Origin of the sequence: Streptomyces nanhaiensis, from assembly GCF_046614825.1 — a bacterium.
GTDB classification, from domain to species: Bacteria; Actinomycetota; Actinomycetes; order Streptomycetales; family Streptomycetaceae; genus Streptomyces; species Streptomyces radiopugnans.
The window spans coordinates 71,068-97,120 of the sequence record NZ_JBKJFM010000004.1 but is presented as its reverse complement, the minus strand read 5'-3'; the positions used below and the strand labels follow the sequence as shown (position 1 = coordinate 97,120).

Here is a 26,053-nt window from a genome sequence, read left to right as displayed (position 1 = left end):
GGCGGGCATACTGAGTTCATGATCAAAGTGCTGGTCGCCGAGGACATGCACGTGGTGCGGGCGGGACTGGCGGAGATCCTGGACGGACAACTGGGCATCGAGGTCGCCGGTCAGGCGGCCGACGGCCCGTCCGCGCTGGAGGCGGCGCTGCGGCACGGGCCCGATGTCGCGGTCCTCGACATCGATCTGCCCGGTCTGGACGGCATCGCGGTGGCCGGACGGCTGCGCGAGAGGCTTCCGGCGTGCCGCTGCCTGATGCTCACCGCGCTGGACCGCCCCGGACTGTTACGCAGGGCCCTGGACGCGGGAGCGGCGGGCTACCTGCTGAAGACCGCCACACCGGGCGAACTCGCCTCGGCCGTGCGAACCGTCGCGGCCGGAGGCCGGGCCGTCGATCCCCGCCTGGCCGAGCGGAGTTCGGAGCTGGGCGAGAATCCGCTGACCGCGCGCGAGGCCGAGGTGCTGCGGTTGTCCGCGAGCGGGGCGGGGGCCCGGGAGATCGCCGCGGAGCTATTCCTCGGGGTGGGGACGGTGCGCAACCGCATATCCTCCGCAGTGGGCAAACTCCATGCCCGCACCCTCGTCGACGCCGTCAGGATCGCCGAGCGCAACGGCTGGATCTAGCGGCACCACCACCGACAGCCGGAACGACTCGTCTCCGGCGCCGAAGGTCAGGGCGCCGCCGAGCGCCGCCGCCCGGGCCGCCAGGCCGGTCAGCCCAGCACCGGCGACCGGCCGGTGGCGAGGAGCGCCGTCGTTGACGACGGTGAGCTCCACCCGCCCGCCGTGCTCGGCCAGGACGATCTCGCAGTCCGTGGCCCGGCTGTGCCGCAGGAGGTTGCCGGTGGCCTCCCGCAGCACCGCGCCCAGGCAGTTGCCCACCGCGGGCGGCAGCCGGCTGTCCGGCGGGGCGGTGACACGGGTGGTGAGGCCGGCCTGGGTCAGCAGCCGCCGGGCGTGGACGAGTTCGGTACGCAGCGACACCGACAGCCGTCCGTGCGCCACCGCCCGCACCTCGGCGTGCGTACGGCGGGCCAGCGCGGCGGCCTCGGCCAGTGCGCGCCGTGCCGGGTCCTCCGACCCGGACGCGTCCGCCTCGAAGGGCCCGGCACGGTGGAGCGCGGACTCGCACCGGACCGCGATCGACACCAGCGAGGACCCCAGCAGATCGTGCAGGTCCTGGGCGATCCGGTCGCGTTCGCGCTGCTCGGCCAGCCGGGCGGCCTGGGCCTGCCCGGCCTGCAACCGGGAGGCGAGCAGGGCCAGGTGTGCCACACCGTAGACGCTGCTGGCCGTGATCACGGTGGACACCAGCACGTTCAGGGAGCTGCGCTGGGTGTCGACCAGTGTCCCGGCCAGCAGCGGTCCGCTGGCGACGACACCGGCCGCGATCACCACCGAGGAGGGCGGGGGAACGGTCAGCAGGACCGCTCCGGCCAGGAAACCCAGCAGGCTGAGCCAGGGGCTGGGGAAGAGCAGGATCGGCAGATAGGTCAGCAGCGCCTGTGCACCGAGCAGCCACCACCGCCAGCGGTAGGGGAGCCGGTAGGGGGGAGGCGCGTACTGACCGAGCAGCACGGCGGGCAGGACGATCAGCAGCAGGAGACCGGTGACCACCGTGCGGCGGCTCAGCGGCCGGCTGAGCACGTCCAGCGCGACCAGGGTGAGCGACCCGGCGATCACCAGGGCGACCGTTCCGAAGGCGATCCACGAGCTCTGCGGCGCCCGGATGCGGCTCCGCTTTCCGGTGGTCATCCAACCCTCCTTGCGGCGGCGGGAGTTGAGGAGTACCCGGCACCTGTGAAGCCTGTGGGAAGTTGTACGCGGAATCGGTGAAGATCTCACTTCTTTTCCGGTCGGACCGGTGGTCGGATCAGCGGCGACCTGTGCTGTCGAGAAGAAGGACACACCCGGTGAGAGACCACACACCCCCGCCCGAGGAGTGGGAGGGGTCCGTACTGGCGCTGCAGCGCCGCAGACGCCTGTTGCCCCGTATAGCCCTGGCCGCCGCGGCCCTGCTCACCGCCGAGACGGCGCTCGTCGTCGCCACGTCGGGCCAGGCCGTCGCGCTCCCGGCGAAGAAGACCCAGGCCCCGGCCCGGCCGGAGAGCGGGAAGGGACCGCGGAGCGCCGCGGACATCCCCTCGGCGAAGGTGGCGGCGCGGTTGTCGGGCCGGCGGGTCGAGGCGCTGTCCGAGCGGACGGAGACCTCGACGACGTGGGTGAACAAGGACGGCAGCCTGACGACCGAGCTGTCGGCCGGTCCGGTCCGCTTCCAGCGCGACGGCGAGTGGGTCGACGTGGACGTCGACCTGGAGCGGCGGTCGGACGGCTCGGTCGAGGCCGCCGCCCACCCGGCGGGGCTGAGCCTGGCGGGCAAGGGCGGCACGCTGCCCAAGTCCCTGGCGGCGGCGGAGAAGGCCCCGGCCCGCGACCTGGTGACGCTGGGGGAGGGGAAGGAGCAGATCACCCTGCAGTGGAAGGGCGGCCTGCCCGCCCCGACCCTGGAGGGCACCCGCGCCACCTACGCCGGTGCGCTGCCGGACGCCGATGTGGTCGTGGAGGCCACCCGGACCGGGTTCGAGCAGTTCGTCGAGATCAACAAGCGGCCCGCGGCGAAGGAGTACTCCTACACGCTGCCGCTGAAGACCGACGGGCTGAAGGTCAAGCAGCAAAGGGACGGCAGCCTGCTGTTCACCGACGCCGCCTCGGGGAAGAAGAAGCGGGCGGTGATGCCCGCACCGGTGATGTGGGACGCCGCCGTGGACGAGGTCTCCGGCGAGCACACCAACCGGGCGGAGGTCGACTGGAAGGTCGTCGAGACCGGCGACGGCGTCGACCTGGTCATCACCCCCGACGCCGACTTCCTCGCCGACCCCGACACCAAGTACCCGGTGACGGTGGACCCCTCCACCTCGGCGCTGTCCAACGTCTTCGACACCCTGGTCAAGCGTGGTGAGACCACCGACTGGTCCACCAACACCGAGCTGCACCTGGGCAACCCGGGCACCACCAACCCGGACGGCACCACCAGGCTGTCGCGGTCGTTCATCACCTGGAACACCGCGCCGATCTCCGACGCGCTGGTCACCGGCGCGAAGCTGTCGCTGTGGAACGTCCACTCCGGCAACTCCGACTGCAAGCCGTACGAGTGGACGATCTGGGAGACCGGCGCCCCCTCCACCGCCACCCGGTGGGACAACCAGCCGACCTGGGTCGCCCAGCGCCACTCCTCCACCGAGACCAAGGGCCGCGCGGCCTGCGGCGGAGCGGGCTGGATCAACGCGGATGTGACCGGTCTGGTGCAGACGTGGGCGTCGGCGAAGACCTCCCGCGGCCACATGGGCCTGCGCGCCGCCGCCGACGCGACGACCCACTGGAAGCAGGTCAGCTCCGCCAACGCCGCCGCCAACCCGCCGAAGCTGGTGGTGAACTACAACTACCGGCCGCGTACCGGCACCAAGCAGGAGGCCGGCCCGCCGTACTTCTCCTACGGCGGCGCCTATGTGGTCAACACCACCACGCCCACCCTGCGCGACACCTTCGTCGACGCCGACGGGGACAAGGTCAACGGCACCTTCCAGATCTTCGATGCCGCCACCAACACGCAGGTCGGCGATGTGATCGTCTCCAAGTACGTGCCCAGCGGCCAGGTCGCCTCGGTCACCGTCCCCGCCGGGGTGCTCAGCAACGGCAGGACGTACAAGTTCCGCACCAGCCCGTACGACGGGGCGCACTACAACCTCGGCTGGTCGGCGTGGAAGACCTTCACCGTCGACACCACGGCCCCCTCCGCCCCCACCAAGATCACTTCCACAGACTACCCGTCGGGTTCCTGGGTCAGGGGCGCCGGGCAGGCCGGCACCTTCACCGTCACCCCGCCCGCCGGCAGCGACCACAACTGGCTGGAGTGGACGCTGGACGGCGTGACCTGGACCAAGGTCGCCACCGGCGGCGCCGGCGCGGACAAGGCCCTCTCCATCACCCCGGCCAAGGACGGCACCCACACCCTCCAGGTGCGGGCGGTGGACAAGGCGGACAACAAGTCCGAGGCGATCGAGTACACCTTCCACGCCGGGCCCGGCGGCTTCCTCCAGCCGTCCGACGGCGAGCGCACCGCCCGCCGCCTGCCGCTGGTCGCCGAGGCCGACGGGGGCAAGTACGACGCCGTGTCCTTCTCCTGGCGCCGCTCCGAGGCCGACGACTGGACGCGCATCCCGGCCGGGGACGTCACCTCGGGCGGCACGGCGCTGACCGCCTGGCCGGTGCCGCTGACGAACGGCAGGAACGCGCGGCTGGTGTGGAACGCCACCGACACCGTCGACCCCGACGGATCGGTGCAGATCAAGGCCGACTTCACCGGCCCGGGCAGCGCCACCGGCGCCACCGAGCCGCTGACCGCCGTCGTCGACCGCAACGCCACCGGCGCCGCCACCAGCGAGGTCGGCCCCGGTACGGTCAACCTCCTCACCGGCGACTACACCCTGTCGGAGACCGACGCCTCCCACTTCGACATGTCGGTGACCCGTACCGCCTCCTCCCGCACCCCCGACAAGGGTGCGACGCAGGAGGGGCAGGCACCGATCTTCGGCAAGGAGTGGGTGACCGGCACGGCCGCGGAGCTGACGGAGTCCGACTACACCCACCTGCGCAGGGTCTCCGACACGGCCGTGGACGTGGTGCTGGAGGAGGGCGACGCGATCCACTTCACCGCCAACGCGGCCAGGACCGGCTGGATTCCGGAGCCCGGGGCGGAGGACCTGACCCTCAGGGGCAGCGTGACCGGCTCCTTCACCCTCACCGACACCGAGGGCACGGTCACCACCTTCACCAAGCCCGACGCGGCGGCCACCACCTGGCAGGTCTCCTCCACCCTGCTGGACGGCCTGACCAACTCCACCACCACCATCGTCTCCGAGACGGTGACCGCCGGCGGCAAGAAGCTCGCCCGCCCCAAGCGGGTCATCGCCCCGACCTCGGCCGCCACGGCCGCGGCCTGCACCGCGGACCCGGCCACCAAGGGCTGCCGCGCGCTGGAGTTCGTCTACGCCACCGCCACCACCGCCACCGCCGAAGCCTTCGGCGACTACAGCGGCCAGGTGAAGGAACTGCGGCTGTGGTCCACCGCCCCCGGCGCGGCGAACGCCACCGCCAAGGCGGTGCAGACCTACGCCTACGACACATCCGGCCGGCTGCGCCAGGCATGGAACCCGCTGATCAGCCCGGCGCTGAAGACCGAGTACGCCTACGACGCCGCCGGGCGGGTCACCCAGCTCACCCCACCCGGCCAGCTTCCGTGGACCTTCGCCTACGGCAAGGCCGGCAGCGCCTCCACCGCCGGTGAGGGCATGCTGCTCAAGGCCACCCGGCCCGGCCTGAAGCAGGGCACCACCGGCACGGTCGAGGGAGAGGCGGCCACCAGCGTCGTCTACGACGTGCCCCTGACCGGCAGCGCCGTCGCCCCGTACAACATGGGCGCGAACGACGTCAGGACCTGGGGCCAGCTGGATGCCCCCACCGACGCCACCGCGGTCTTCCCCGCCGACGCCGTCCCCGCCTCCCACACCGGCAGCGCGCTGACCCCGGCCGCCTACCGGCGGGCCCAGGTGCACTACCTGGGCGTCTCCGGACGCGAGGTCAACTCCGCCGCACCCGGCGGTCACATCTCCACCACCGAGTCCGACCGCTTCGGCAACACCGTGCGCGAACTGTCGGCCGCCAACCGGGCCGTCGCCCTGGGACTGACGGCCGGGGACCGGGCCGTCCAGGCCGATCTGGGCATCGCCCAGCTCACCCCGGCCGAGCGCGCCGACCTGCTGGCGACGAAGTCGGTCTACGACGACACCGGCACCCGGGAACTGGAGGAGTTCGGGCCGCTGCGGCGCGTGGACCTGACCGCCGACCTGAAGTCGGGCACCACCACCCTGGTCCCGGCCGGCACCTCGGTCACCGCCCGGAGCTGGACGGCCAACGAGTACGACGCCGGACGCCCGACCGACGGCACCGCCACGGTCAAGGACCAGGTCACCAAGGTCACCACGGGCGCGCAGGTGCGCGAGCACCCCACCGCCCACGGCGAGACCCGGGTGGTGCGGACCGTCTACGACTGGGCCAAGGGCCTGCCGGCCAAGACGATCCAGGACCCGGGTGGTCTGGCCATCACCACGGAGAAGACCTACGACACACAGGGCCGTGAAACGAAGGTCATCGCACCGGGCGCTACCGGCGCCGACGCCGCCACCCGCGTGACGACCTACTGGTCGGCCACCGGTACCGGCGCCTGTGCCGGGCGTCCGGAGTGGGCCGACCTCGTCTGCTCGACCTCGCCCGGCGGCGAGATCACCGGCGGCGGGACCAACCCCGCCCAACTGCAGACCACCACCACCGAGTACGACTGGTGGGGCAACGAGGCCAAGGTCACCGAGACCGCGAACGGTGTCACCCGCACCACCACCACGTCCCACGACGACGCGGGCCGTCCCACCACGGTGAGGACCACCGGCGGGATCGGGCAGGCGGTACCCGAGGCCACCACCGAGTACGACTCGGCCACCGGGCAGGAGATCAGGACCGTCTCGCCCACCGGTGGCACGATCACCAAGGCGTACGACCGGCTCGGCCGCCTCATCTCCTACACCGACGCCGACGGCGGGAAGACCACTACCGAGTACGACCTGCTCGACCGGCCGGTGAAGGCCACCGACACCGTCCCGTCCACCGTCACCTACACCTACGACCACACCACCGAGCCACGCGGCCTGGTGACGAAGACCACCGACTCCGTCGCCGGTGCCTTCTCGGCCACCTACGACGCCGACGGCTCGGTCGCCACCGAGAAACTGCCCGGCGGCTACACCCTCACCGTCACCGAGGACACCACCGGAGCGGCCACCGAGCGCACCTACACCCGCGACAGCGACGGCACCCTGGTCTACTCCGACACCGTGACCGAGTCCGTCCACGGGCAGAACACCAGCCACGCGGGCTGGTCCGACCAGACCTACCGCTACGACGCGGCAGGCCGCCTCACCATCGTCGAGGACACTGCGGACACGGTCTGCACCCGCCGCGCCTACACCTTCGACGCCCGGACCAACCGCAAGACCCTGACCACCGCGGTCGGCGCGCCCGGCGCCGACTGCCCCACCACCGGAGGCACCACCACCAGCCACACCTACGACAGCGCCGACCGCCTCGTCGACTCCGGCTACACCTACGACGCGTTCGGCCGCACCACCGCCGCCCCGGGCAACGGCACCGTCGGCTACCACGTCAACGACCTGGTCCACCGGCAGATCGCCGGCGGCAAGCGGCAGACCTGGACGCTGGACGCCGCGCTGCGCTTCCGCTCCTGGACGGTGGAGACCGGCAGCGGCAGCACCTGGACGCAGACCGCCTCCAAGCGCAACCACTACGACGGCGACGGCGACAACCCCCGCTGGATCGTGGAGGACACCGCCACCGGAGCCCTGACCCGCAACGTCGACTCCGCCTCCGGCGACCTGGCCGCCACCACCGGCAAGACCGGCGACACCGTCCTGCAACTGTCCACCATCCACGGCGACGTGGCGCTCCAGCTCCCACTGGACGCCGGCCAGGCGCCTGTCGCCCTGGACAGCGACGAGTACGGCAATCCCCGCCCGGGCCAGCCGGCCACCCGCTACAACTGGCTGGGCGCCAAGCAGCGCTCCGCCGAGACCCTCACCGGCCTCACCCTCATGGGCGTCCGCCTCTACAACCCCGCCACCGGCCGGTTCCTGTCCACCGACCCCGTTCAGGGAGGCAGCGCCAACGCCTACGAATACGCCTACGCGGATCCGCGCAACAAGTACGACCTCGACGGCAGATGGGTTCCGCTGGCCATCGCCGCGGTCAGGGTCGGGTGGGCCTGCTTCCGGCACTGCGGGAAGATATACCGGGCTGCGAAGACCGGATACCGGGCTTACAGGGCGTACAAGAAGAAAAAGAAGTATGTCAAGGCGGTCCTGCAGTACCGGGCCAGGGGGGCCAGATGGAACAACAACAGGGTGTTCGGTGAACGCAGCAGGCTCTTCGGGGACAAGCACCGCGGGCGCCAGGGCATCCTGAACCGCAGGAACTGGGGTGTGGGGTGGAGCGCCGTGGGCTTCAAGAAGACGCTCGGCGTCAAAGCCGCCCGTACCGTGTTCAGAGTGAAGTTCGGCAGAGGCAGGCACTGGGATCTACGCGTAGGAAGGTTCCTGTGATGGATTCAGAGCGAGACACGAGACCTCTCGGAGTGGTACGGGCGGAGGCGGCCCTGCGCTCCCTCGGGACGCCGGACACCGCTTTCGCCCAGCGCGATGTCGAGGGGGGCAGCTGGTTCGCCGACTGGAGCGGCGACATCTCCGGCTCCGACGTGTACATCGGGTTGATGGGAGGATCGTCGGCTGCGTCGTCGGTGCGCCTGCTTATCGACGACTGGGTGTTCGAGGACGTGGCCGACGGGGACGTCGAGGAACTGCTCTTGGGTATCTTCTCCGGTCGAGCGACCATCACGAAACGGCGTTCCTTCCCGTTCTCCTCCGTAGGGGTCCTGGAACATGCCGTCGGGGGCGTCCGCTACTCCACCACGAGACGCCTCGGTTCAGACGAGGAGCCGCAGCCCTGGGAGCGGCCCCTGATCGCTGATTGAGGAAGGAAGCGGGTGGGTGGGCGCCGTGGCACCCATCCGCAGGCCGCTTCGCCCTTCCCGAGGGGCTGCCATGTCCTTCGGGAAGGGCCTGCGGGCAGCCCCGGCCCGGGCTCGATCCTCCTTGCGGAACGCGAGACCGCCCGGTGGTGCGGGAGATGACGGGAGGACCGGCTGGGCGCTGGTGGCCGGGGCCGCGCCCACCCGCGACGCTTTTCTGTTCGCGGGGGAACGGTGCTCGGGATCGATGATGCCGGTCGCTTCGGCGGTCTGTGGGTGATGAACCGCTCCGCTCTCCCGGAGGGCCATCACGTCCTTCGGCGGGCGTGCGGGCAGTTCCGGCCCGGGCTCGACCTTCTTCGTGGGACGTGGGACCGTCCGGTGATGCGGGAGAGGACAAGGGGACTGGAAGCGGCCCTGGCCGGGGCCTCGGCCCCCTCGTGGCAGGGACGTGTTCGCGCCGGGCGTGGCCTCGCCCCCTTCGCCCACGTTCCCGAGGCGGCGCAAGCGCTGGTGGGGTTGCTGCTGGACGCCGAGGACACGGCGGTTACCCGTGGGACGGCAGAGGCTCTGGTTCTGGAGGGGACGGCGGCCGCCGTAAGACTCATCGCTCTCGCGGCCGCCGAGGCCGACGACAACCAGGCCGACTGGATGCGGACCGGGGTGCACGACGCGCTCGCGGAACCGGACGGTGCGCCGGATGTCCCGGCGATCTGCGGACAGCTCGCCCGGGCCCCGGAGGAAGCCGTCCGCCGGGGCGCGGCGGAGGTCTTGGCGTGGACGGAAGGCGCATGGCACTGAGGTGTGCCGAACCTTCGGCGACCGGTTCGTACGGCCGACCTGAGGACGCTGCCCGCGGTGCCGGGGTCTGCGCCGCGGGCCGGGGAGGCGGCGGCCGACAGGCCGTGCTCCGGACCACGGTCGACCGGGTGTGCGGCCGCGTGACGGGCGGGGCAGCACCCTTGGCACGGACATGCGTGAAGGCGGCGGGGACGGGAACGGCTCGCGCGCGGGCGGCCGACCGCACGAACCGGTACGCCTCTCAGCAGGACTGCTCGATGTAGAGCAGTCTCCTCCCGTCGTCGGACCGTCCGCGAAAAGCCGAGTAGCTGGGGTGGTCCTCGCGGCCGAGGCGGTCTTCGACCTCGGCCCACGCCGCTTCCCTGTCCTGCGCCGCCGTCCCGACGCGGCGCAGGACATCGCCCGCGCCGTCACCGATGATCACCACGTCGGCCCGGCGCATGAGCCGCCTGGCCATCCGGGCGTCGAGCGGGCGCTTGGCCAGTACCCATGCGTCGCCGTCGCCGTCGACGAGAAGTCCTGCGGTCGCCGGAGACGGGACGAACTCGCCGCCGGTCTCCTCCGCCGGCCCCAGCGACTGCAGCATCCGCGCGAAGCCTCCGCCGCGGCGAGATGATTTCTTCGGCATGCGGACAAGTTTCCCGGGCTCGCCCCGGAGCACCACATCCACAAACCCGTCGGCATCATGTGCGGTACCCCGACACCCTCTGGTCCTGCGTCACTGCCGTGCGCGGTGCCACGGCCGTCGTGGCCACACGTGAGGTGCGGGAGCGGATGAGGCCGCCGCCCGGTGCTTCATGGCGAAAGGGGCCACCCTCGTTGTTCTCTCCGCGGTCCTGGTCGACGCGACCAACGCGTGCGACGCCCTGGACGAGGTGGTGGTCGCCGACACCTGGGCCTCGGCCGCGGACCTCATCCGGGCCTGCGGCTACCTCAAGGTCCCAGGGCGGGCCACGAGCGGCAGGACCGCGGCAGAGGCGGTCGAAGCGGCCCTCACGGCTCCCGGAACGGTCTTCCGGAACGGTCTTCCGGAAACGCTTCGTGTCGGGCACGCCGTGGGCGCCCGCCGCGAGGTGAGGGGAGGGCCCGCCTCCGCGGGGTGGCGCGGTGGAGCCGGCACGCTTCCCCGCGGAGGCGGGCGTCACATCGGCTGGAACGGCTGGAAACCACGAGCGTTCAGAGCCCTCCCGAAGGCATCTTCACCGCACCGCACCGCCCGGCTTCCGTCGACCGACCGTGATCCGGGTCACGCTCCACCGGGCGGCCGGGGGCGCGGCCGTACGATGGGCAGGACGGCGCGCATCCCGCCCCGGGAGCGCGACCCTACCCACCTTCGAGGAGTCGGCACCGTGCTGCGCACCATGTTCAAGTCGAAGATCCACCGTGCCACGGTCACCGAGGCGGATCTCCACTACGTGGGGTCCGTCACGATCGACGCGGACCTGATGGAGGCCGCCGACCTGCTGCCCGGAGAGCTGGTCCACATCGTCGACATCACCAACGGCGCCCGCCTGGAGACCTACGTCATCGAGGGGCGGCGCGGCTCCGGGGTGATCGGGATCAACGGCGCGGCCGCGCACCTGGTCCACCCCGGGGACCTGGTGATCCTCATCAGCTACGCGCAGATGGACGACGCCGAGGCCCGCTCCCACCGGCCCGCGGTGGTGCACGTCGACGCCGGCAACCGCATCGTGGAGCTGGGCAGCGACCCGTCCGAACCGGTGCCCGGCAGCGACACGGTGCGCAGCCCGATGGCCATGGTCTGACCACCCGGCGCACCGCACCCGCACCCGCGGACAGGACAGGCCGAGGGCCCCGCCGCTCCCTGGAGGGAGCGGCGGGGCCCTCGGCACGTCACGCCCGGCGCGCTCAGTTCTCGCCGGCGAACTTCTCGCTGACGCCCTCCAGGACGCCCTCGGCCTCCTCGCCCAGCCGCGGACCGGCCAGCCAGGTGTGGTCGATCGTGCCGATGGAGGTGACCGACACCAGCGTCTGTTCGCCGGAGGAGCCACCGGCGAACCAGCCGCCGCCCGAGGAGCCGCCGGTCATGGTGCAGCCGATGCGGTACATCGTGGACTCCGACTCGCTCAGGGTCAGCCGGCCCGGACGGTCGGTGCAGGTGTGCATGGTGAGCCCGTCGAAGGGCGGGGCGGCGGGGTAGCCGTAGGCCCGCACGGAGGAGAGCGAGGCCACCGACGGCTTGCCGAAGTCGACCGGCACGGCGGTGCCGACGGTCTCCTCCAGCGACTTGCCGCCCTTCTTCTCGGCCTCCACCCGCAGTACGGCGAAGTCCTGCGAGGCGCCCAGACCGCCCGTCTCGGCGCCGTTGGAGATCCAGTGCTCGGTCGTCTGCGCCCAGGTCGCCCAGAACACGCCGTGCGGCGCGATCTCGGCCTGGGACGCCTGCTCCAGCCGGGAGGCCTTCAGCGCCGAGTCGTTGTACGCGGGCACGAAGACGACGTTGCGGAACCAGCCGCCGGCGGAGCCCGCGTGCACGCAGTGCCCTGCGGTGGCAACCAGGTTGGACTTCCCCGGGTTGCGGGGGTCCTCGACGACGGTGCCGGAGCAGACCATGGGGCCCTTGGGGGTGTCCATGAACACCTTGCCCACCGCCGGGGCGTTCTCGCGGTACGGCGCCGTGACCGGCCGGGCCTTCCTCGGCGCGGGGTCGGGGTCGGTGACGCCCTCGTCGCCCTCACCGCCCGTGCCGCCGCCGGCGGCACCGTCGTCGACGTCGGGGTCGACCCTGCGGTCGTTCTCCTCGGCGTCCTTCATCCGGTCCGGGTCCCACAGGCCCTCGATGATCGGGTTGACGAAGTCCCTGGCCTCACGCAGCCAGTCGTCCTTGTCCCAGTTCCGCCACTCCCCGTTCTTCCACTTCTCGGGGTCGAAGTCCTTCAGGGCGGCGGGCAGTTCCTTCGGCAGGCGGAGGCCGTCGATGCCGGGCCCGCCCTCCCCGTCCGGCGCGGTGGCGCTGGGACCGGCCTGCGCACCGGACTCGTCCTCGGCGGGGCCGCACGCGGTGGCCGTGACGGCCAGGGTCGCGGCCATCGCCGCTGCGGCCAGCGCGGACCGCCTCCTGCTCGTAGCTGACATGGACTGAGAATCCCCCTGAGACGGAACGCTGCACCTACCGGCCTGCCATGGACCCCGCCGAGCGAGGCGGGCCCCACTATGCCGGTGCTGCGGGGGACGGCGCACGGGGGGTCCGCGGTTCCAACTCGCCCGGGAGGCAACGATCTCGCCCCGGACCGTGATCCGGCGGGGGCGGCGTCGTTGGTACGGGCGGAGATACGGCGCCGCTCGTACCGGCGACGCCGTGCCACGGGAACCGGACGACCACGCACCGGTGCGGTGCCCTCACCCCCAGGGAGACTTCCGTGAACGCATGTCCCGCTCCGGACGGGAGGACGACGCAGGCGGCGGCCCCGGCGGGAGGACGGCCCGCCGTGATCGCGGAACCCGCCGTGACCGCGGACCCCGTCGTACCCCGGCAGCCGAGCCGTGCCGTGCCACAGGCGCACACCCGCGGGCGGGAGGCGGGCGACCCGCTGGAGCACCCCGACCCGGTCGTAGCCGCCGACGCCGCGGCCGCCGAGAACCTGCTGCGCTGCTGGGTGCGGGAGAACGACCTGCCCAGGCCCGGCGGCTCCGGCGGCCGGGGCGGATCAGACGGTTCCGCCGGTTCCGGCGGCGGGAGCGTCCTCCGCGTCGCCCTGGCCTCCTGCGGCCTGGTGCTGCGGGTGCCTGTCCGCCACTGGTCCGCCACCGGCTGGCACCGCTTCGGCCCGCCGGCCCTGGAGGGCACCGCGCCCGGCACCGCCCCCGTCGACGCGGTGACACTGGCCGCCCTGCTGGCGCGGGAGGCCGCGCACCGCGGCCCCGCGGTGCCGGGGCCCGGCGCGGGGGAGGGCGCGGAACTGGTCGGCCGGGTCGCCGACTCCGTACGCCGTACCGCCGTCTTCCTCGCCGACCGCCGCGCCCGCCCCGAAGCGCCGCCCGCCGCCGACCCCTTCCTGGACGGCGAGCAGTCCCTGGTCCTCGGGCACCCGCTGCACCCGGTGCCCAAGAGCCGCGAAGGGCTCACCGAAGCGGAGGCGCGCGCCTGGTCCCCCGAGCTGCGCGGATCCTTCCCCCTGCACTGGATGGCCGTCGACCGCTCCGTCCTGGCCTGCGACTCTGCCTGGACCGACCGCGGCCGGACCGTGCCCGCCGAACGGATCGCCGCCGAACTGGCCGGACCCGGGCTGCGCCTGCCCGAGGGGACGGTCCCCCTTCCGCTGCACCCCTGGCAGGCCCGCGAGGTGCGGCACCGACCCGCCGTCGCGGCGCTGCTGGAGGCAGGCCTGCTGCACGACCTCGGCCCGCACGGCGACCCCTGGCACCCGACCTCCTCCGTGCGCACCGTCCACCGGCCCGGCGTACCGGCGATGCTCAAGCTCTCGCTGGGGCTGCGGATCACCAACTCCCGCCGGGAGAACCTCCGCAAGGAGCTGCACCGGGGAGTGGAGGTGCACCGGCTGCTGCGCACCGGCCTGGGCGCGCGCTGGCGGGCCGCCTTCCCCGGCCGCCCGGGCTTCGACATCGTGCGCGACCCCGCCTGGCTCGCCGTCGACGACGGCGACGGGGAGCCGGTGGCAGGGCTGGACACCGTCGTCCGGCACAACCCCTTCGGGCCCGGCGACGACGCCGTGTGCCTGGCCGGGCTGACCTCCCCCCGGCCATGGCCCGGCGATCCCCGCGGCGCGCTCCGCTCCCGGCTGGCCGACGCCGTCACCCGGCTCGCGGCCCGTACGGGGCGGCCGGTGGCCACCGTCGCAGCCGAGTGGTTCCTGCGCTACCTCCACACCGTCGTGCGCCCCGTGCTGTGGCTGGACGCCGAGGCGGGCGTCGCCCTGGAGGCGCACCAGCAGAACACCGTGGTCCTGCTCGACGGCGACGGCTGGCCGGTGGGCGGCCGCTACCGCGACAACCAGGGGTACTACTTCCGCGAGTCCCACCGCGAGGCGCTCCGGCGGCGCCTGCCGGGCATCGGGGCCGACAGCGACACCTTCGTCGCCGACGAGGTCGCCGACGAGCGCTTCGCCTACTACCTGGGCGTCAACAACGTGCTGGGCCTGATCGGGGCGTTCGGCTCCCAGGGCCTGGCCGACGAGAGGCTGCTGCTCGCCGCGCTGCGCCGCTTCCTCACCGACGCCGACCGCCCCGCCGACGGCTCCGGCGGGGGTGCCGGCCGTTCACCGCTGCCCGCCCTGCTGCTGCACTCCCCGGTCCTGCGGTGCAAGGCCAACCTCCTCACCCGGCTGCACGGACTGGACGAGCTGGTCGGGCCGGTGGACACCCAGTCCGTCTACGTCACCGTCGCCAACCCCCTGGTGAAGCCCTGAACCGCCCGGACCGCCCAGGAGGCACCGCCATGACCACCGGTGTTCCACCGGCCTGCCCCGCACCCGCCGTACCCGCCGCACCCGCCGTGCGCGTCGCGGCAGCGGACACGTCGGCCCCGGCGGCCGCCGGCACCCTCGACCCGCGACTGCCCACCGGTCCGGCGAATGGCCCTTCCACCGGCCCGTACGGGCCGGTGGACGAGCCCGCGGCGCGGCCGGACCTGCTGGACACCGTCGCCGGCTGGGGACCGGTCACCACGGCCGCCGGGGTCTTCCGGCTCGTCCCCGTCCGCGTCGAACGCGATCTGCGACTGATCACCGCCTGGATGAACGACCCCGCGGTGGCGGCCTTCTGGCACCTGGCCGGCCCCGCCGAGACCACCGCCGCGCACCTGCGGGCCCAGGTGGACGGCGACGGACGCAGCGTGCCGTGCCTGGGGGTGCTCTCGGGCGTCCCCATGAGCTACTGGGAGGTCTACCGTGCCGATCTCGACCCGCTCGCCCGGTACCACCCGGTGCGCCCGCACGACACCGGGCTGCACCTGCTGATCGGCGCTGCGGCGGACCGGGGGCGCGGCGTCGGCACGGTGCTGCTGCGGGCGGTCTCCGACCTCGTCCTGGACCGGCGGCCGGCGTGCGGCCGGGTCGTCGCCGAACCCGACATCCGCAACGTCCCGTCCGTCGCGGCCTTCCTGAGGGCGGGTTTCCGGCTGGCGGCCGAGGCCGAACTCCCGGGCAAGCGGGCCGCCGTGGTGGTCCGCGACCGGACGCTGCGCCATGCCCTGTGACTGCCCCGGGTGAGCTGCGGGCCGTACCGGCCACGGCTGTCGGCGGCGCCGCGTAAGGTGGCGGTCCTATGACCAAGCCCGCCCTCACCGACCTCCTCCACGCCGCGGTCACCGCCGTCGGAGGCACCGAGCGACCCGGCCAGGTCGCCATGGCCGAAGCCGTGGCCGAGGCCATCGACAGCAACGTCCACCTGCTGGTCCAGGCGGGCACCGGGACCGGCAAGTCGCTGGGCTACCTGGTGCCCGCCCTGGCGCACGGCGAGCGCACGGTCATCGCGACCGCGACGCTCGCCCTGCAGCGGCAGCTGGTCGAACGAGACCTGCCGCGCACGGTGGAGGCGCTCCATCCGCTGCTGCGCCGCCGCCCCGAGTACGCCATGCTCAAGGGACGCTCCAACTACCTGTGCCTGCACCGCCTCCACGAGGGGGTGCCGCAGGACGACGAGGACGGCCTCTTCGACCCCTTCGAGGCCGCGGCCCCCAGCAGCCGCCTGGGCAAGGACCTGCTTCGGCTGCGGGACTGGGCGGACGAGACCGAGACCGGCGACCGCGACGACCTCACCCCGGGCGTCTCCGACCGTGCCTGGTCCCAGGTGTCGGTCTCCTCGCGGGAGTGCCTGGGCGCCACCCGCTGCGCCTACGGGGCGGAGTGCTTCGCGGAGGCGGCGCGCGAGCGGGCCAAGCTCGCCGAGGTGATCGTCACCAACCACGCGCTGCTGGCCATCGACGCCATCGAGGGCGCGCCGGTGCTCCCCGGCCACGAGGTCCTGATCGTCGACGAGGCGCACGAACTGGTCTCCCGGGTCACCGGGGTGGCCACCGGCGAACTGACGCCCGGCGGGGTCAACCGGGCGGTGCGCCGTGCGGCCAAGCTGGTCGACGAGAAGGAGGCCGACCGGCTCCAGACGGCCGCGGAGGGCTTCGAGCGGTTGATGGAGCTGGCGCTGCCGGGCCGGCTGGAGGAGATCCCCGAGGACCTCGGGTACGCCCTGACGGCCCTGCGCGACGCGGCCCGCGCGGTCATCACCGCGCTGGGCAACACCCGTGACCGGTCCGTCCAGGACGAGGACGCCGTCCGACGCCAGGCCCTGGCCTCGGTGGAGAACGTCCACACGGTCGCCGAGCGCATCGTGCAGGGTTCGGAGTACGACGTCGTCTGGTACGAGCGCCACGACCGCTACGGAGCCTCGCTGCGGGTCGCCCCCCTGGCGGTCTCCGGGCTGCTGCGGGAGAAGCTGTTCGAGGACCGGTCGGTGGTCCTGGCCTCCGCCACGCTCAAGCTCGGCGGGGACTTCGACGGGGTGGGCGCCTCCCTGGGGCTGAGCTCGGAAGGACGGATCACCGAGGCCGGCGGCGCGGACGAGCGCTCCGGCGGTGCGGCGGAGACCGGGGGCGCGGGCGCCGTCGGCGGCGAGGACGGCGACGGCGAGGACGGGAGCGGCTCGGCTGAGGCGGACGCCGGGGTTCCGCAGTGGCGGGGGCTGGACGTCGGCTCGCCCTTCGACTACCGCAGGCAGGGCATCCTCTACGTCGCCCAGCACCTGTCACCGCCCGGCCGGGAGGGCAGCCGCGGCGACATGCTGGACGAGCTGACCGAGCTGGTCCAGGCGGCCGGAGGACGCACGCTCGGGCTGTTCTCCTCGATGCGGGCCGCCCAGGCGGCCGCGGAGGAGTTGCGCGGACGGCTGGACGTACCCGTACTGCTGCAGGGCGAGGAGACCCTGGGGGAGCTGATCCGCCGCTTCGCCGCGGACGCCGGGACCTGCCTGTTCGGGACGCTGTCGCTGTGGCAGGGGGTGGACGTGCCGGGCCCGAACTGCCAGCTGGTGGTGATGGACCGCATCCCGTTCCCGCGCCCCGACGATCCGCTGATGAGCGCCCGGCAGAAGGCGGTGGAGGAGGCGGGCGGCAACGGCTTCATGGCCGTGGCCGCCACCCACGCCGCGCTGCTGATGGCGCAGGGGGCGGGCCGTCTGGTGCGGGCGACGGGGGACCGGGGCGTGGTCGCGGTGCTGGATCCGCGGCTGGCCCGGGCCCGGTACGGGAGTTTCCTGCGGGCCTCGATGCCGGACTTCTGGTACACCACCGACCGCAACCAGGTGCGCCGTTCGCTGGCGGCCATCGACGCCGCGGCCAGGGAGGGCGCGTAGGGCGCGCAGGACGGAGCAGCCGTGCGGGGCAGAGCAGCCGAGCAGGGCGGGCAGGAGCCCGGCGGGGGCCCGGAGCCTTGAGCTCCCGCCGGGGTGCGGGCCGGGCCCCGGGACCGGCGCAGTGGTCCCGGGGCGGTCTGTTCAGGCCTCCGTGAGGCCGTCTCGTGAGGTCGGCGTGCCGCCGGCGCGTCAGACGCGCCGCAGCACCGCGACGACCTTGCCGAGGATGGTGGCCTCGTCGCCGGGGATCGGCTGGTAGGCGGAGTTGTGGGGGATCAGCCACACATGCCCGTCCTCGCGCTTGAAGCGCTTGACGGTCGCCTCGCCGTCCAGCATGGCGGCGACGATGTCGCCGTTCTCGGCGACCGGCTGGCGGCGCACCGTGACCCAGTCGCCGTCGCAGATCGCCGCGTCGACCATGGAGTCGCCGACGACCTTGAGCACGAACAGTTCGCCGTCGCCGACGAGCTGGCGGGGCAGGGGGAAGACGTCCTCCACCGACTCCTCGGCCAGGATCGGGCCGCCGGCGGCGATCCGGCCGACCAGGGGGACGTAGGAGGCGGCGGGCTTGCCGGTGGTGTCGGTGGTCTGGCTGGTGGGCGCGTCCGAGGCGCGCACCTCGTAGGCGCGGGGCCGGTGCGGATCGCGCCGCAGGAAGCCCTTGCGCTCCAGAGCCATCAGCTGGTGGGCCACCGAGGAGGTGGAGGACAGGCCGACGGCCTGGCCGATCTCCCGCATCGACGGCGGGTAGCCGCGGCGCTGCACCGAGTCGCGGATCACCTCGATCACCCGGCGCTGCCGGTCCGTCAGCCCGGAGCTGTCGGCGCGGATCCCCGGTGGGCGACCGGGCAGCGAGCGGGTGGGCTTGGGGGCCCCCGCGCCGTTCGCGTCGCCGGACGCGCCGGGAACGGCGTTTGCTTCCTGCACATGATCGGCCCGGCCCCGGGAACTGTCCCGTGGGGTGATGGTGGCGCTCTCTGCGGTGGTGGTCACGTCGGCCCCTCTCAAGCGGTTCTCCCTGGTTGGACAACGGTAGGTGCTTTCGAAAGGTTGCGCCAAACACACGTTCGAGTGAAATTTCGCAGATTAGCTGACGTGATCGATGAGGGCGGTGTATTGGCTGCGGATCGCCTCCGATCACTACGGTAGCCTCTCGTACGTTTGCCGTTCCGGCGTTTCCGACACGCAAGGCGTGTTCGTCGAGCAGCCACCAGATGTAGTGGTTAGATGTTCGGCAGCCACCCAGAAGTTGTGGTCCCCCGGTCCTGAAGGGCGGCGGGCATCACCTATGCTGGTGGCCGCTTCGGGGCCCGCCCGCCGGGTACTCGAACGCTTGTCCAATGCTGTTCCGCTGCGCCGCTCATGCTGCGCCACCGAGGGTGAAGGAGGGTGGGAAGCGATGCACTGCCCCTTCTGCCGGCACCCCGACAGCCGCGTCGTCGACAGCCGCACCACCGACGACGGCACCGCGATCCGCCGGCGCCGCCAGTGTCCGCACTGCTCCCGTCGCTTCACGACGGTGGAGAACGCGTCGTTGATGGTCATCAAGCGGAGCGGGGTCACCGAGCCCTTCAGCCGGGACAAGGTGATCGCCGGGGTGCGCAAGGCGTGCCAGGGACGTCCGGTCACCGAGGACGCGCTCGCCAAACTGGGCCAGCGGGTCGAGGAGGCGGTACGCGCCACCGGGAGCGCCGAGCTGTCCACGCACGACGTCGGGCTGGCCATACTCGGCCCGCTGCGCGAGCTGGACCTCGTGGCGTACCTGCGCTTCGCCTCCGTCTACCGGGCGTTCGACTCGCTGGAGGACTTCGAGGCCGCGATCGCCGAGCTGCGCGGCGAGCGGGCGCCGGCGGGCGACGGCTCGGGTGGAGGGGAAGGCGTCCCGGGCGGAACCAGGGCCGCGGGGACCGGAGACCGCGGCGGAGCCGGGGAGACCGGAGACGGAAGTGACGGCGGGGGCGGACGTGACGGCGGGGGCGGCGAGAACCCCGCCGCCCCGCCCGCGCCACTGGCCGCCGGAAACTGAGCGGCCCCGCACGGACCTGACCGGAGCGCGTCGCGCTCCGGCCATCGAAACGAACACCACACCCCGGGAAGTGCGGGGTGTGTCAGGGCGTTATGCCTGTACAGGGAGGCGGAATGACAGAGACGACGAGCGACCCGGCACGAGGGGCCCGGTCCAAGGGGGCCAAGGCCGGCAAGGGTCTGCGGATCGAGCGCATCCACACCACTCCGGGGGTGCACCCGTACGACGAGGTGGTCTGGGAGCGCCGTGACGTCGTCATGACCAACTGGCGCGACGGCTCGGTCAACTTCGAGCAGCGCGGCGTGGAGTTCCCCGACTTCTGGTCGGTGAACGCGGTCAACATCGTCACCAGCAAGTACTTCCGCGGCGCGGTCGGCACCCCCCAGCGCGAGACCAGCCTCAGGCAGCTGATCGACCGCGTGGTGAAGGCCTACCGCGCCGCCGGCGAGAAGCACGGCTACTTCGCCTCCCCGGCCGACGCCGAGATCTTCGAGCACGAGCTGGCCTACGCCGTGCTCCACCAGGTGTTCTCGTTCAACTCCCCGGTGTGGTTCAACGTCGGCACCGCCCAGCCCCAGCAGGTCTCCGCCTGCTTCATCCTCTCCGTGGACGACTCCATGGAGTCGATCCTGGAGTGGTACAAGGAAGAGGGGATGATCTTCAAGGGCGGTTCCGGCGCCGGCCTGAACCTCTCGCGCATCCGCTCCTCCAAGGAACTGCTCTCCTCCGGCGGCAACGCCTCGGGCCCGGTCTCCTTCATGCGCGGCGCCGACGCCTCCGCCGGGACGATCAAGTCCGGCGGCGCCACCCGCCGCGCGGCCAAGATGGTCGTCCTGGACGTCGACCACCCCGACGTCGAGGCGTTCATCGAGACCAAGGTCAAGGAGGAGGAGAAGATCCGCGCCCTGCGCGACGCGGGCTTCGACATGGACCTGGGCGGCGACGACATCACCTCCGTCCAGTACCAGAACGCCAACAACTCCGTCCGCGTCAACGACGCCTTCATGAAGGCCGTCGAGGGCGGGCGGAAGTTCGGCCTGCGCGCCCGGATGACCGGCGAGACCATCGAGGAGGTCGACGCCAAGGCGCTGTTCCGCAAGATGGCCGAGGCCGCCTGGGCCTGCGCCGACCCCGGCATCCAGTACGACGACACCATCAACCACTGGCACACCTCGCCGGAGTCGGGCCGCATCACCGCCTCCAACCCGTGCAGCGAGTACATGCACCTGGACAACTCCTCGTGCAACCTGGCCTCGCTGAACCTGATGAAGTTCCTGCGCGACGACGACGCCGGCAACCAGTCCTTCGACGCCGAGCGCTTCGCCAAGGTGGTCGAGCTGGTCATCACCGCGATGGACATCTCCATCTGCTTCGCCGACTTCCCCACCGAGAAGATCGGCGAGACCACCCGAGCCTTCCGCCAGCTCGGCATCGGCTACGCCAACCTCGGCGCCCTGCTGATGGCCACCGGCCACGCCTACGACTCCGACGGCGGCCGCGCGCTGGCCGGTGCGATCACCTCCCTGATGACCGGCACCTCCTACCGCCGCTCCGCCGAACTGGCCGCGATCGTCGGCCCGTACGAGGGCTACGCCCGCAACGCCGACGCCCACCAGCGCGTCATGAGGCAGCACGCCGACGCCAACGCCGACGCCAAGCGCATGGACGACCTGGACACCCCGGTGTGGGCCGCGGCCACCGAGGCGTGGCAGGACGTGCTCCGGCTGGGCAAGAAGAGCGGGTTCCGCAACGCCCAGGCGTCCGTGCTGGCCCCCACCGGCACCATCGGCCTGATGATGGACTGCGACACCACCGGCATCGAACCCGACCTGGCCCTGGTCAAGTTCAAGAAGCTGGTCGGCGGCGGCTCGATGCAGATCGTCAACAACACCGTGCCCAAGGCGCTCAAGCGGCTCGGCTACCAGCCCGAGCAGGTCGAGGCGATCGTCGAGCACATCGCCGAGCACGGCAACGTCATCGACGCCCCGGGCCTGCGCCCCGAGCACTACGAGGTCTTCGACTGCGCCATGGGCGAGCGCTCCATCTCCCCGATGGGGCACGTGCGGATGATGGCCGCAGCCCAGCCGTTCCTGTCCGGCGCGATCTCCAAGACGGTCAACATGCCCGAGTCGGCCACCGTCGAGGAGGTCGAGGAGATCTACTTCGAGGGCTGGAAGCTCGGTCTGAAGGCGCTGGCGATCTACCGCGACAACTGCAAGGTCGGCCAGCCGCTCTCCGCCAAGAAGAAGGAGGGGAAGACCGAGGAGCGGCAGTCCGAGGCCGAGAAGGTCGTCGAGTACCGCCCGGTGCGCAAGCGCCTGCCCAAGGGCCGGCCCGGCATCACCACCTCCTTCACCGTCGGCGGCGCCGAGGGCTACATGACCGCCAACTCCTACCCGGACGACGGCCTGGGCGAAGTCTTCCTGAAGATGTCCAAGCAGGGCTCGACCCTCGCGGGCATGATGGACGCCTTCTCGATCGCCGTCTCGGTGGGCCTGCAGTACGGCGTGCCGCTGGAGACCTACGTCTCGAAGTTCACCAACATGCGGTTCGAACCGGCCGGCATGACCGACGACCCGGACGTGCGGATGGCGCAGTCGATCGTCGACTACATCTTCCGCCGCCTGGCGCTGGACTTCCTGCCCTTCGAGACCCGCTCGGCCCTGGGCATCCACTCCGCGGAGGAGCGCCAGCGCCACCTGGAGACCGGTTCCTACGAACCGGCCGACGACGAGCTGGACGTCGAGAGCCTGGCCCAGTCCGCCCCGCGCCAGGTGGAGCCGCCCAGGTCGGTGAGCAGCACCTCCGAGCCGCAGGCCCCGGTCCCGGCGCCGAAGGAGGCGCACAGCTCCACCGAACTGGTGGAGATGCAGCTCGGCCTCAACGCCGACGCGCCGCTGTGCTTCTCCTGCGGCACCAAGATGCGCCGTGCGGGAAGCTGCTACCTGTGCGAGGGCTGCGGCTCCACCAGCGGCTGCAGCTGACCCGCGGTGCGGCGGGGGGCCTCCGCCGCACCACGGGGGAACCGGAGGGTGCCGGCCGAAGCGGTCGGCACCCTCCGCGCGACCGGCCGGGCCGGTACGTCAGACGGGGGCGCCGCCCATCAGACGGGTGAACGACTCCGGGTCGGCGTCGAACCCGTGCAGGTGCTCGCTGAACTCCCAGGCGCCCGTGCCGTTGCGGGTGAACTCCGCGACGGTGGCGGCCGTCGCCCCGGACACGTCCGAGAAGTCGTGCTCGGCCAGCTCGACGTACCCCTCCCTGATGCGCACACCGGTGCGCGCCACGTCGCCGAACGTCCGGCGTCCGCTGTGCTGCTGGACCGCCACGCCCACGACCACCCGGGTGTAGGAGGAGGCCAGCCGGCCGAGTTCCAGGGTCATGACCTCGTCGTAGCCGAGCCCCAGACCCGTCCGGCTGTCCCTGCCGAGACTGATGGTGCCGTCGGGCGAGCGGCTGTCGAAGTGCACGACGTACGCGGGCTCGCCGTGCGGGTCCTCCGCGGTGTATGTCGCGGCGATGATGTCGAGGTCGTGGGGCGAGGACTCGGAGGGGCTGGGATCCCACCTGATCGCCACCTCGACCTTCTCCACCCCCTTGTTGGGACTGCTCACCAGGCTCCCCTTCCTAGGAACTGAGCTGCTGCGGGACGCGATCGCCCCGGATCGGGGACCGATGCGCGCGGCCGCCATGACAGCACATCAACTCTCCTTGCTACCAGGTAGTTTGTCCACGGCACCCGGTCTCCGGCCCCGGCGGGCGTCGGGGCGGACGGGCGAGAAGCCGCGTCCATGGGTGCCCGTCCGTCCCGGACGGGGAAGGGACGTCACTGGCGCCGTGGACGGCGCCGACGCCGAGGACGGCGGAAACGGCAGGGAAGGCGGACGAGTGGTGGAACCCGTGGAGCCGGCGGAGCCCGGAGCGGATGCGGAACCCCTCGTACTGGTGACCGGCGGCACCGGCACACTCGGCCGCGCCGTGGTGCGCGGGCTGGTGGCGCGGGGGCGCGCGGTGCGACTGCTCAGCCGCCGTCCGCGTCCGGCGGGTGATCGCGGGCCCTGCCGGTGGGCGACCGGCGACCTGACCACGGGCGAGGGCGTCGACGCGGCGGTGTCGGGCGCCGGTGTGATCGTGCACTGCGCGACCACGCTCGGACGCGGCGACGTGGCCGCGACCCGGCGCCTGGCCGGCGCGGCGCGCCGAGCGGGGAGCCGTCCGCACCTGGTGTACGTCTCCATCGTCGGAGTGGACCGGGTGCCGCTGCCCTACTACCGTGCCAAGCTGGCGGCCGAGCGGGTCGTGGCGGAGTCGGGCCTGCCCTGGACCATCCTGCGGGCCACCCAGTTCCACGACCTGATCGCCAGGGTCACCGACGCGCAGCGCCTGTCGCCGGTGGCACTGGCGCTGGCAGGGGTGCGCTTCCAGCCCGTCGACGCCGAGGAGGTGGCCGAACGGCTGGCGGACCTGGCCGTCGGCGAACCCGCCGGACGGGTGCCCGACATGGGCGGGCCACAGGTACGCGACCACGCCGACCTGACCCGGGCGACGCTCAGGGCGCGCGGCCGCCGCCGCCCGGTGCTGCCGCTGCGGCTGCCGGGAGCGGTCTTCCGCGGTTACCGGGCGGGCGGCCATCTGGCGCCGGACCACGCGGTGGGCCGGACCACGTACGAGGAGTACCTGGCGGGCGCGGTGCGGTGAAGCGGGAGCCCGGCCGCGGCGCAATCGCCTCCCGGCCGGACGGAGAGGGGTCGAAGCCATGCGATCAGTCACCGATATGGCCGTACGATGGCGCGGTGCTGGTCAAGTGGATGCGCTGCACGGTGGTCGACCGACGCGGCTTCGAGAGGGGGCAGCGGAAGTGGGCCGGCCTGCTGGGCGAGCCGGGTTTCCGCGCGCAGGGCGGCGGCTGGAGCCGGTCCCGGCCGGGCGTCGCGCACCTGTTCGGCTTCTGGGAGAGCCGGGCCTTCTACGACTCGTTCATGGCACGCTCCCACGACCGGCTGGCGGCATCGCAGAACGGCACCTACAAGGACGCCCAGGTCCGGCTGTTCGAGTACCGCTTCGATGTGAAGGTGGGGTTCCGGCCGCAGTTCACGGACGCGGACCTGCTGCGCGTCGCCCACTGCCGGGTGCGCCGCGAGCGCATCGAGCACTACACCCTGATGCAGGAGAAGGTGTGGAACCCGGCGATGGCCGGGTCTCCCGGGATGCTGAGAGGGGTCTTCGCACAGGCGCAGGCCGAGGACGAGTTCCTGGTGCTGTCGATGTGGGACTCGGCGGCGGAGCACGGCAAGTACCGCACGGAGCGGATCGAGCGGCTGGCGCTCCGTGCCCAACTGGGGGCGGACGTGGCGGCGGTCGGCGGTGACGTGATCGACCTCGAGCCGTCCTGGACGGTCTGACGCCCGTGCCCGTGCTGTGCCTGTGCCCGCGCCTGCTCCGGAGCCGTTCCGGCACCCCCGCGCCGGCCGTGGTTGGGCTGTGGGGCCGCCGCGCGCCTAGGGTGGGTGCATGGCACGACCCCGGCGCATCGTCCTGGTCCGGCACGGCGAGTCGGAGGGGAACTTCGACGACTCGGTCTACGAGCGGGTGCCCGACCACGCCCTGAGCCTGACCGAACGCGGATTCCGGCAGGCCGAGGCGACCGGGGAGCGGCTGCGTGCGCTCTTCGGCGACGAGCGGATCTCGGCCTACGTCTCGCCGTACCGCCGCACCCACCAGACCTTCCGCGCGCTGCGCCTGGACCCGACGCGGGTGCGGATGCGCGAGGAGCCCCGGCTGCGCGAGCAGGACTGGGGCAACTGGCAGGACCGCGAGGACGTACGGCGGCAGAAGGCGGCGCGCGACGCGTACGGGCACTTCTTCTACCGGTTCGCGCAGGGCGAGTCGGGTGCGGACGTCTACGACCGGGTGGGGGCCTTCCTGGAGAGCCTGTGGCGCAGTTTCGAGTTCCCCGACCATCCTCCGAACGTGCTGCTGGTGACGCACGGGCTGACCATGCGGCTGTTCTGCATGAGGTGGCTGCACTGGACGGTCGCGGAGTTCGAGTCGCTGTCCAACCCGGGCAACGGGGAGATGCGGGCCCTGGAGCTGGGAACGGACGGGCGGTACCACCTTGACCGGCCGTTCGAGCGCTGGTGCACCCCCGAGTCGTACGCCGGGCCCTACGAGGGGGAGTCCGGGGAGACGTACGGGATGTCCGGGGTGCGCGGGCGTCCCGGCAGGTTCCGGTGAGGCGCTGACGCGGCGGC

The 26,053-nt window shown here is 72.5% G+C and carries 18 protein-coding genes; 13 read left to right on the top strand and 5 right to left on the bottom strand.

Features of this window, described 5'->3' with window-relative positions; all coding sequences use genetic code 11:
* Positions 1-18: 18 nt before the first annotated feature.
* A complete protein-coding gene (locus ACLIYP_RS02560; RefSeq protein WP_412711489.1) occupies positions 19-624 on the top strand; it encodes a response regulator transcription factor in 606 nt (201 codons plus the stop codon).
* Here the strand turns inward: ACLIYP_RS02560 and ACLIYP_RS02555 are convergent.
* The gene (locus ACLIYP_RS02555; protein WP_412711488.1) at positions 511-1,755 is read right to left on the bottom strand and encodes a sensor histidine kinase; all 1,245 of its coding nucleotides are present in this window, start codon (positions 1,753-1,755) and stop codon (positions 511-513) included. The two genes, ACLIYP_RS02560 and ACLIYP_RS02555, sit on opposite strands and share 114 nt — an antisense overlap.
* Positions 1,756-2,153: 398 nt before the next feature.
* Here ACLIYP_RS02555 and ACLIYP_RS02550 point away from each other — a divergent pair, with 398 nt between their 5' ends.
* From ACLIYP_RS02550 to ACLIYP_RS02540, 3 genes are all read left to right on the top strand, one after another.
* Positions 2,154-8,225, top strand: coding sequence for a DNRLRE domain-containing protein (locus ACLIYP_RS02550; RefSeq protein ID WP_412711519.1), 6,072 nt, complete (start codon positions 2,154-2,156; stop codon positions 8,223-8,225).
* Positions 8,225-8,653, top strand: coding sequence for a hypothetical protein (locus ACLIYP_RS02545; RefSeq protein ID WP_412711487.1), 429 nt, complete (start codon positions 8,225-8,227; stop codon positions 8,651-8,653). The genes ACLIYP_RS02550 and ACLIYP_RS02545 overlap by 1 nt, the downstream gene beginning before the upstream one ends.
* 381 nt (positions 8,654-9,034) lie before the next feature.
* Positions 9,035-9,451 carry a hypothetical protein gene (locus ACLIYP_RS02540; protein WP_412711486.1) on the top strand — a complete coding sequence of 139 codons (417 nt, stop codon included), beginning with the start codon at positions 9,035-9,037 and terminating at the stop codon, positions 9,449-9,451.
* Between the two features lie 241 nt (positions 9,452-9,692).
* On the opposite strand, the gene ACLIYP_RS02535 is transcribed toward ACLIYP_RS02540, so the two are convergent.
* Positions 9,693-10,079 (bottom strand): hypothetical protein, encoded by a 387-nt coding sequence (locus tag ACLIYP_RS02535; RefSeq protein ID WP_412711485.1) that lies wholly within the window; start codon positions 10,077-10,079, stop codon positions 9,693-9,695.
* Positions 10,080-10,800: 721 nt separating this feature from the next.
* Here ACLIYP_RS02535 and panD point away from each other — a divergent pair.
* The gene (panD, locus tag ACLIYP_RS02530) at positions 10,801-11,217 is read left to right on the top strand and encodes an aspartate 1-decarboxylase (protein ID WP_412711484.1); all 417 of its coding nucleotides are present in this window, start codon (positions 10,801-10,803) and stop codon (positions 11,215-11,217) included.
* A gap of 103 nt (positions 11,218-11,320) precedes the next feature.
* Here the strand turns inward: panD and ACLIYP_RS02525 are convergent, their stop codons facing one another.
* Positions 11,321-12,547: a trypsin-like serine peptidase gene (locus ACLIYP_RS02525; RefSeq protein WP_412711483.1), complete on the bottom strand. Its 1,227-nt coding sequence runs from the start codon at positions 12,545-12,547 to the stop codon at positions 11,321-11,323.
* 284 nt (positions 12,548-12,831) lie between these two features.
* Between ACLIYP_RS02525 and ACLIYP_RS02520 the strand changes: the two genes are divergently transcribed.
* The 3 genes from ACLIYP_RS02520 to ACLIYP_RS02510 all read left to right on the top strand — a co-directional run bounded on the left by ACLIYP_RS02520 (position 12,832) and on the right by ACLIYP_RS02510 (position 17,776).
* Positions 12,832-14,838, top strand: a complete 2,007-nt coding sequence (locus ACLIYP_RS02520; protein ID WP_412711482.1) for an IucA/IucC family protein — start codon at positions 12,832-12,834, stop codon at positions 14,836-14,838.
* A 29-nt stretch (positions 14,839-14,867) separates the two neighbouring features.
* Positions 14,868-15,626: a GNAT family N-acetyltransferase gene (locus tag ACLIYP_RS02515; protein ID WP_412711481.1), complete on the top strand. Its 759-nt coding sequence runs from the start codon at positions 14,868-14,870 to the stop codon at positions 15,624-15,626.
* Positions 15,627-15,694: 68 nt separating this feature from the next.
* On the top strand, positions 15,695-17,776 hold the full coding sequence (locus tag ACLIYP_RS02510; protein ID WP_412711480.1) for an ATP-dependent DNA helicase: 2,082 nt from the start codon (positions 15,695-15,697) through the stop codon (positions 17,774-17,776).
* 189 nt (positions 17,777-17,965) lie between these two features.
* Here the strand turns inward: ACLIYP_RS02510 and lexA are convergent, their stop codons facing one another.
* A complete protein-coding gene (gene lexA / locus ACLIYP_RS02505; protein ID WP_412711518.1) occupies positions 17,966-18,703 on the bottom strand; it encodes a transcriptional repressor LexA in 738 nt (245 codons plus the stop codon).
* Between the two features lie 472 nt (positions 18,704-19,175).
* Here lexA and nrdR point away from each other — a divergent pair, with 472 nt between their 5' ends.
* Both nrdR and ACLIYP_RS02495 read left to right on the top strand, forming a co-directional pair.
* Positions 19,176-19,802: a transcriptional regulator NrdR gene (gene nrdR, locus ACLIYP_RS02500; protein ID WP_412711479.1), complete on the top strand. Its 627-nt coding sequence runs from the start codon at positions 19,176-19,178 to the stop codon at positions 19,800-19,802.
* 113 nt (positions 19,803-19,915) lie between these two features.
* A complete protein-coding gene (locus ACLIYP_RS02495) occupies positions 19,916-22,786 on the top strand; it encodes a vitamin B12-dependent ribonucleotide reductase (RefSeq protein ID WP_412711478.1) in 2,871 nt (956 codons plus the stop codon).
* Between the two features lie 99 nt (positions 22,787-22,885).
* Here the strand turns inward: ACLIYP_RS02495 and ACLIYP_RS02490 are convergent, their stop codons facing one another.
* Positions 22,886-23,416, bottom strand: a complete 531-nt coding sequence (locus ACLIYP_RS02490; RefSeq protein ID WP_412711477.1) for a TerD family protein — start codon at positions 23,414-23,416, stop codon at positions 22,886-22,888.
* 286 nt (positions 23,417-23,702) lie between these two features.
* On the opposite strand from ACLIYP_RS02490, the gene ACLIYP_RS02485 reads away from it, so the two are divergent.
* From ACLIYP_RS02485 to ACLIYP_RS02475, 3 genes are all read left to right on the top strand, one after another.
* Positions 23,703-24,500, top strand: coding sequence for an SDR family oxidoreductase (locus tag ACLIYP_RS02485; RefSeq protein WP_412711517.1), 798 nt, complete (start codon positions 23,703-23,705; stop codon positions 24,498-24,500).
* A gap of 95 nt (positions 24,501-24,595) precedes the next feature.
* Entirely contained in the window at positions 24,596-25,204 is a 609-nt protein-coding gene (locus ACLIYP_RS02480) for a YdbC family protein (RefSeq protein ID WP_093851265.1), read from the top strand.
* A gap of 109 nt (positions 25,205-25,313) precedes the next feature.
* On the top strand, positions 25,314-26,036 hold the full coding sequence (locus ACLIYP_RS02475; RefSeq protein WP_412711476.1) for a histidine phosphatase family protein: 723 nt from the start codon (positions 25,314-25,316) through the stop codon (positions 26,034-26,036).
* Positions 26,037-26,053: the final 17 nt, after the last annotated feature.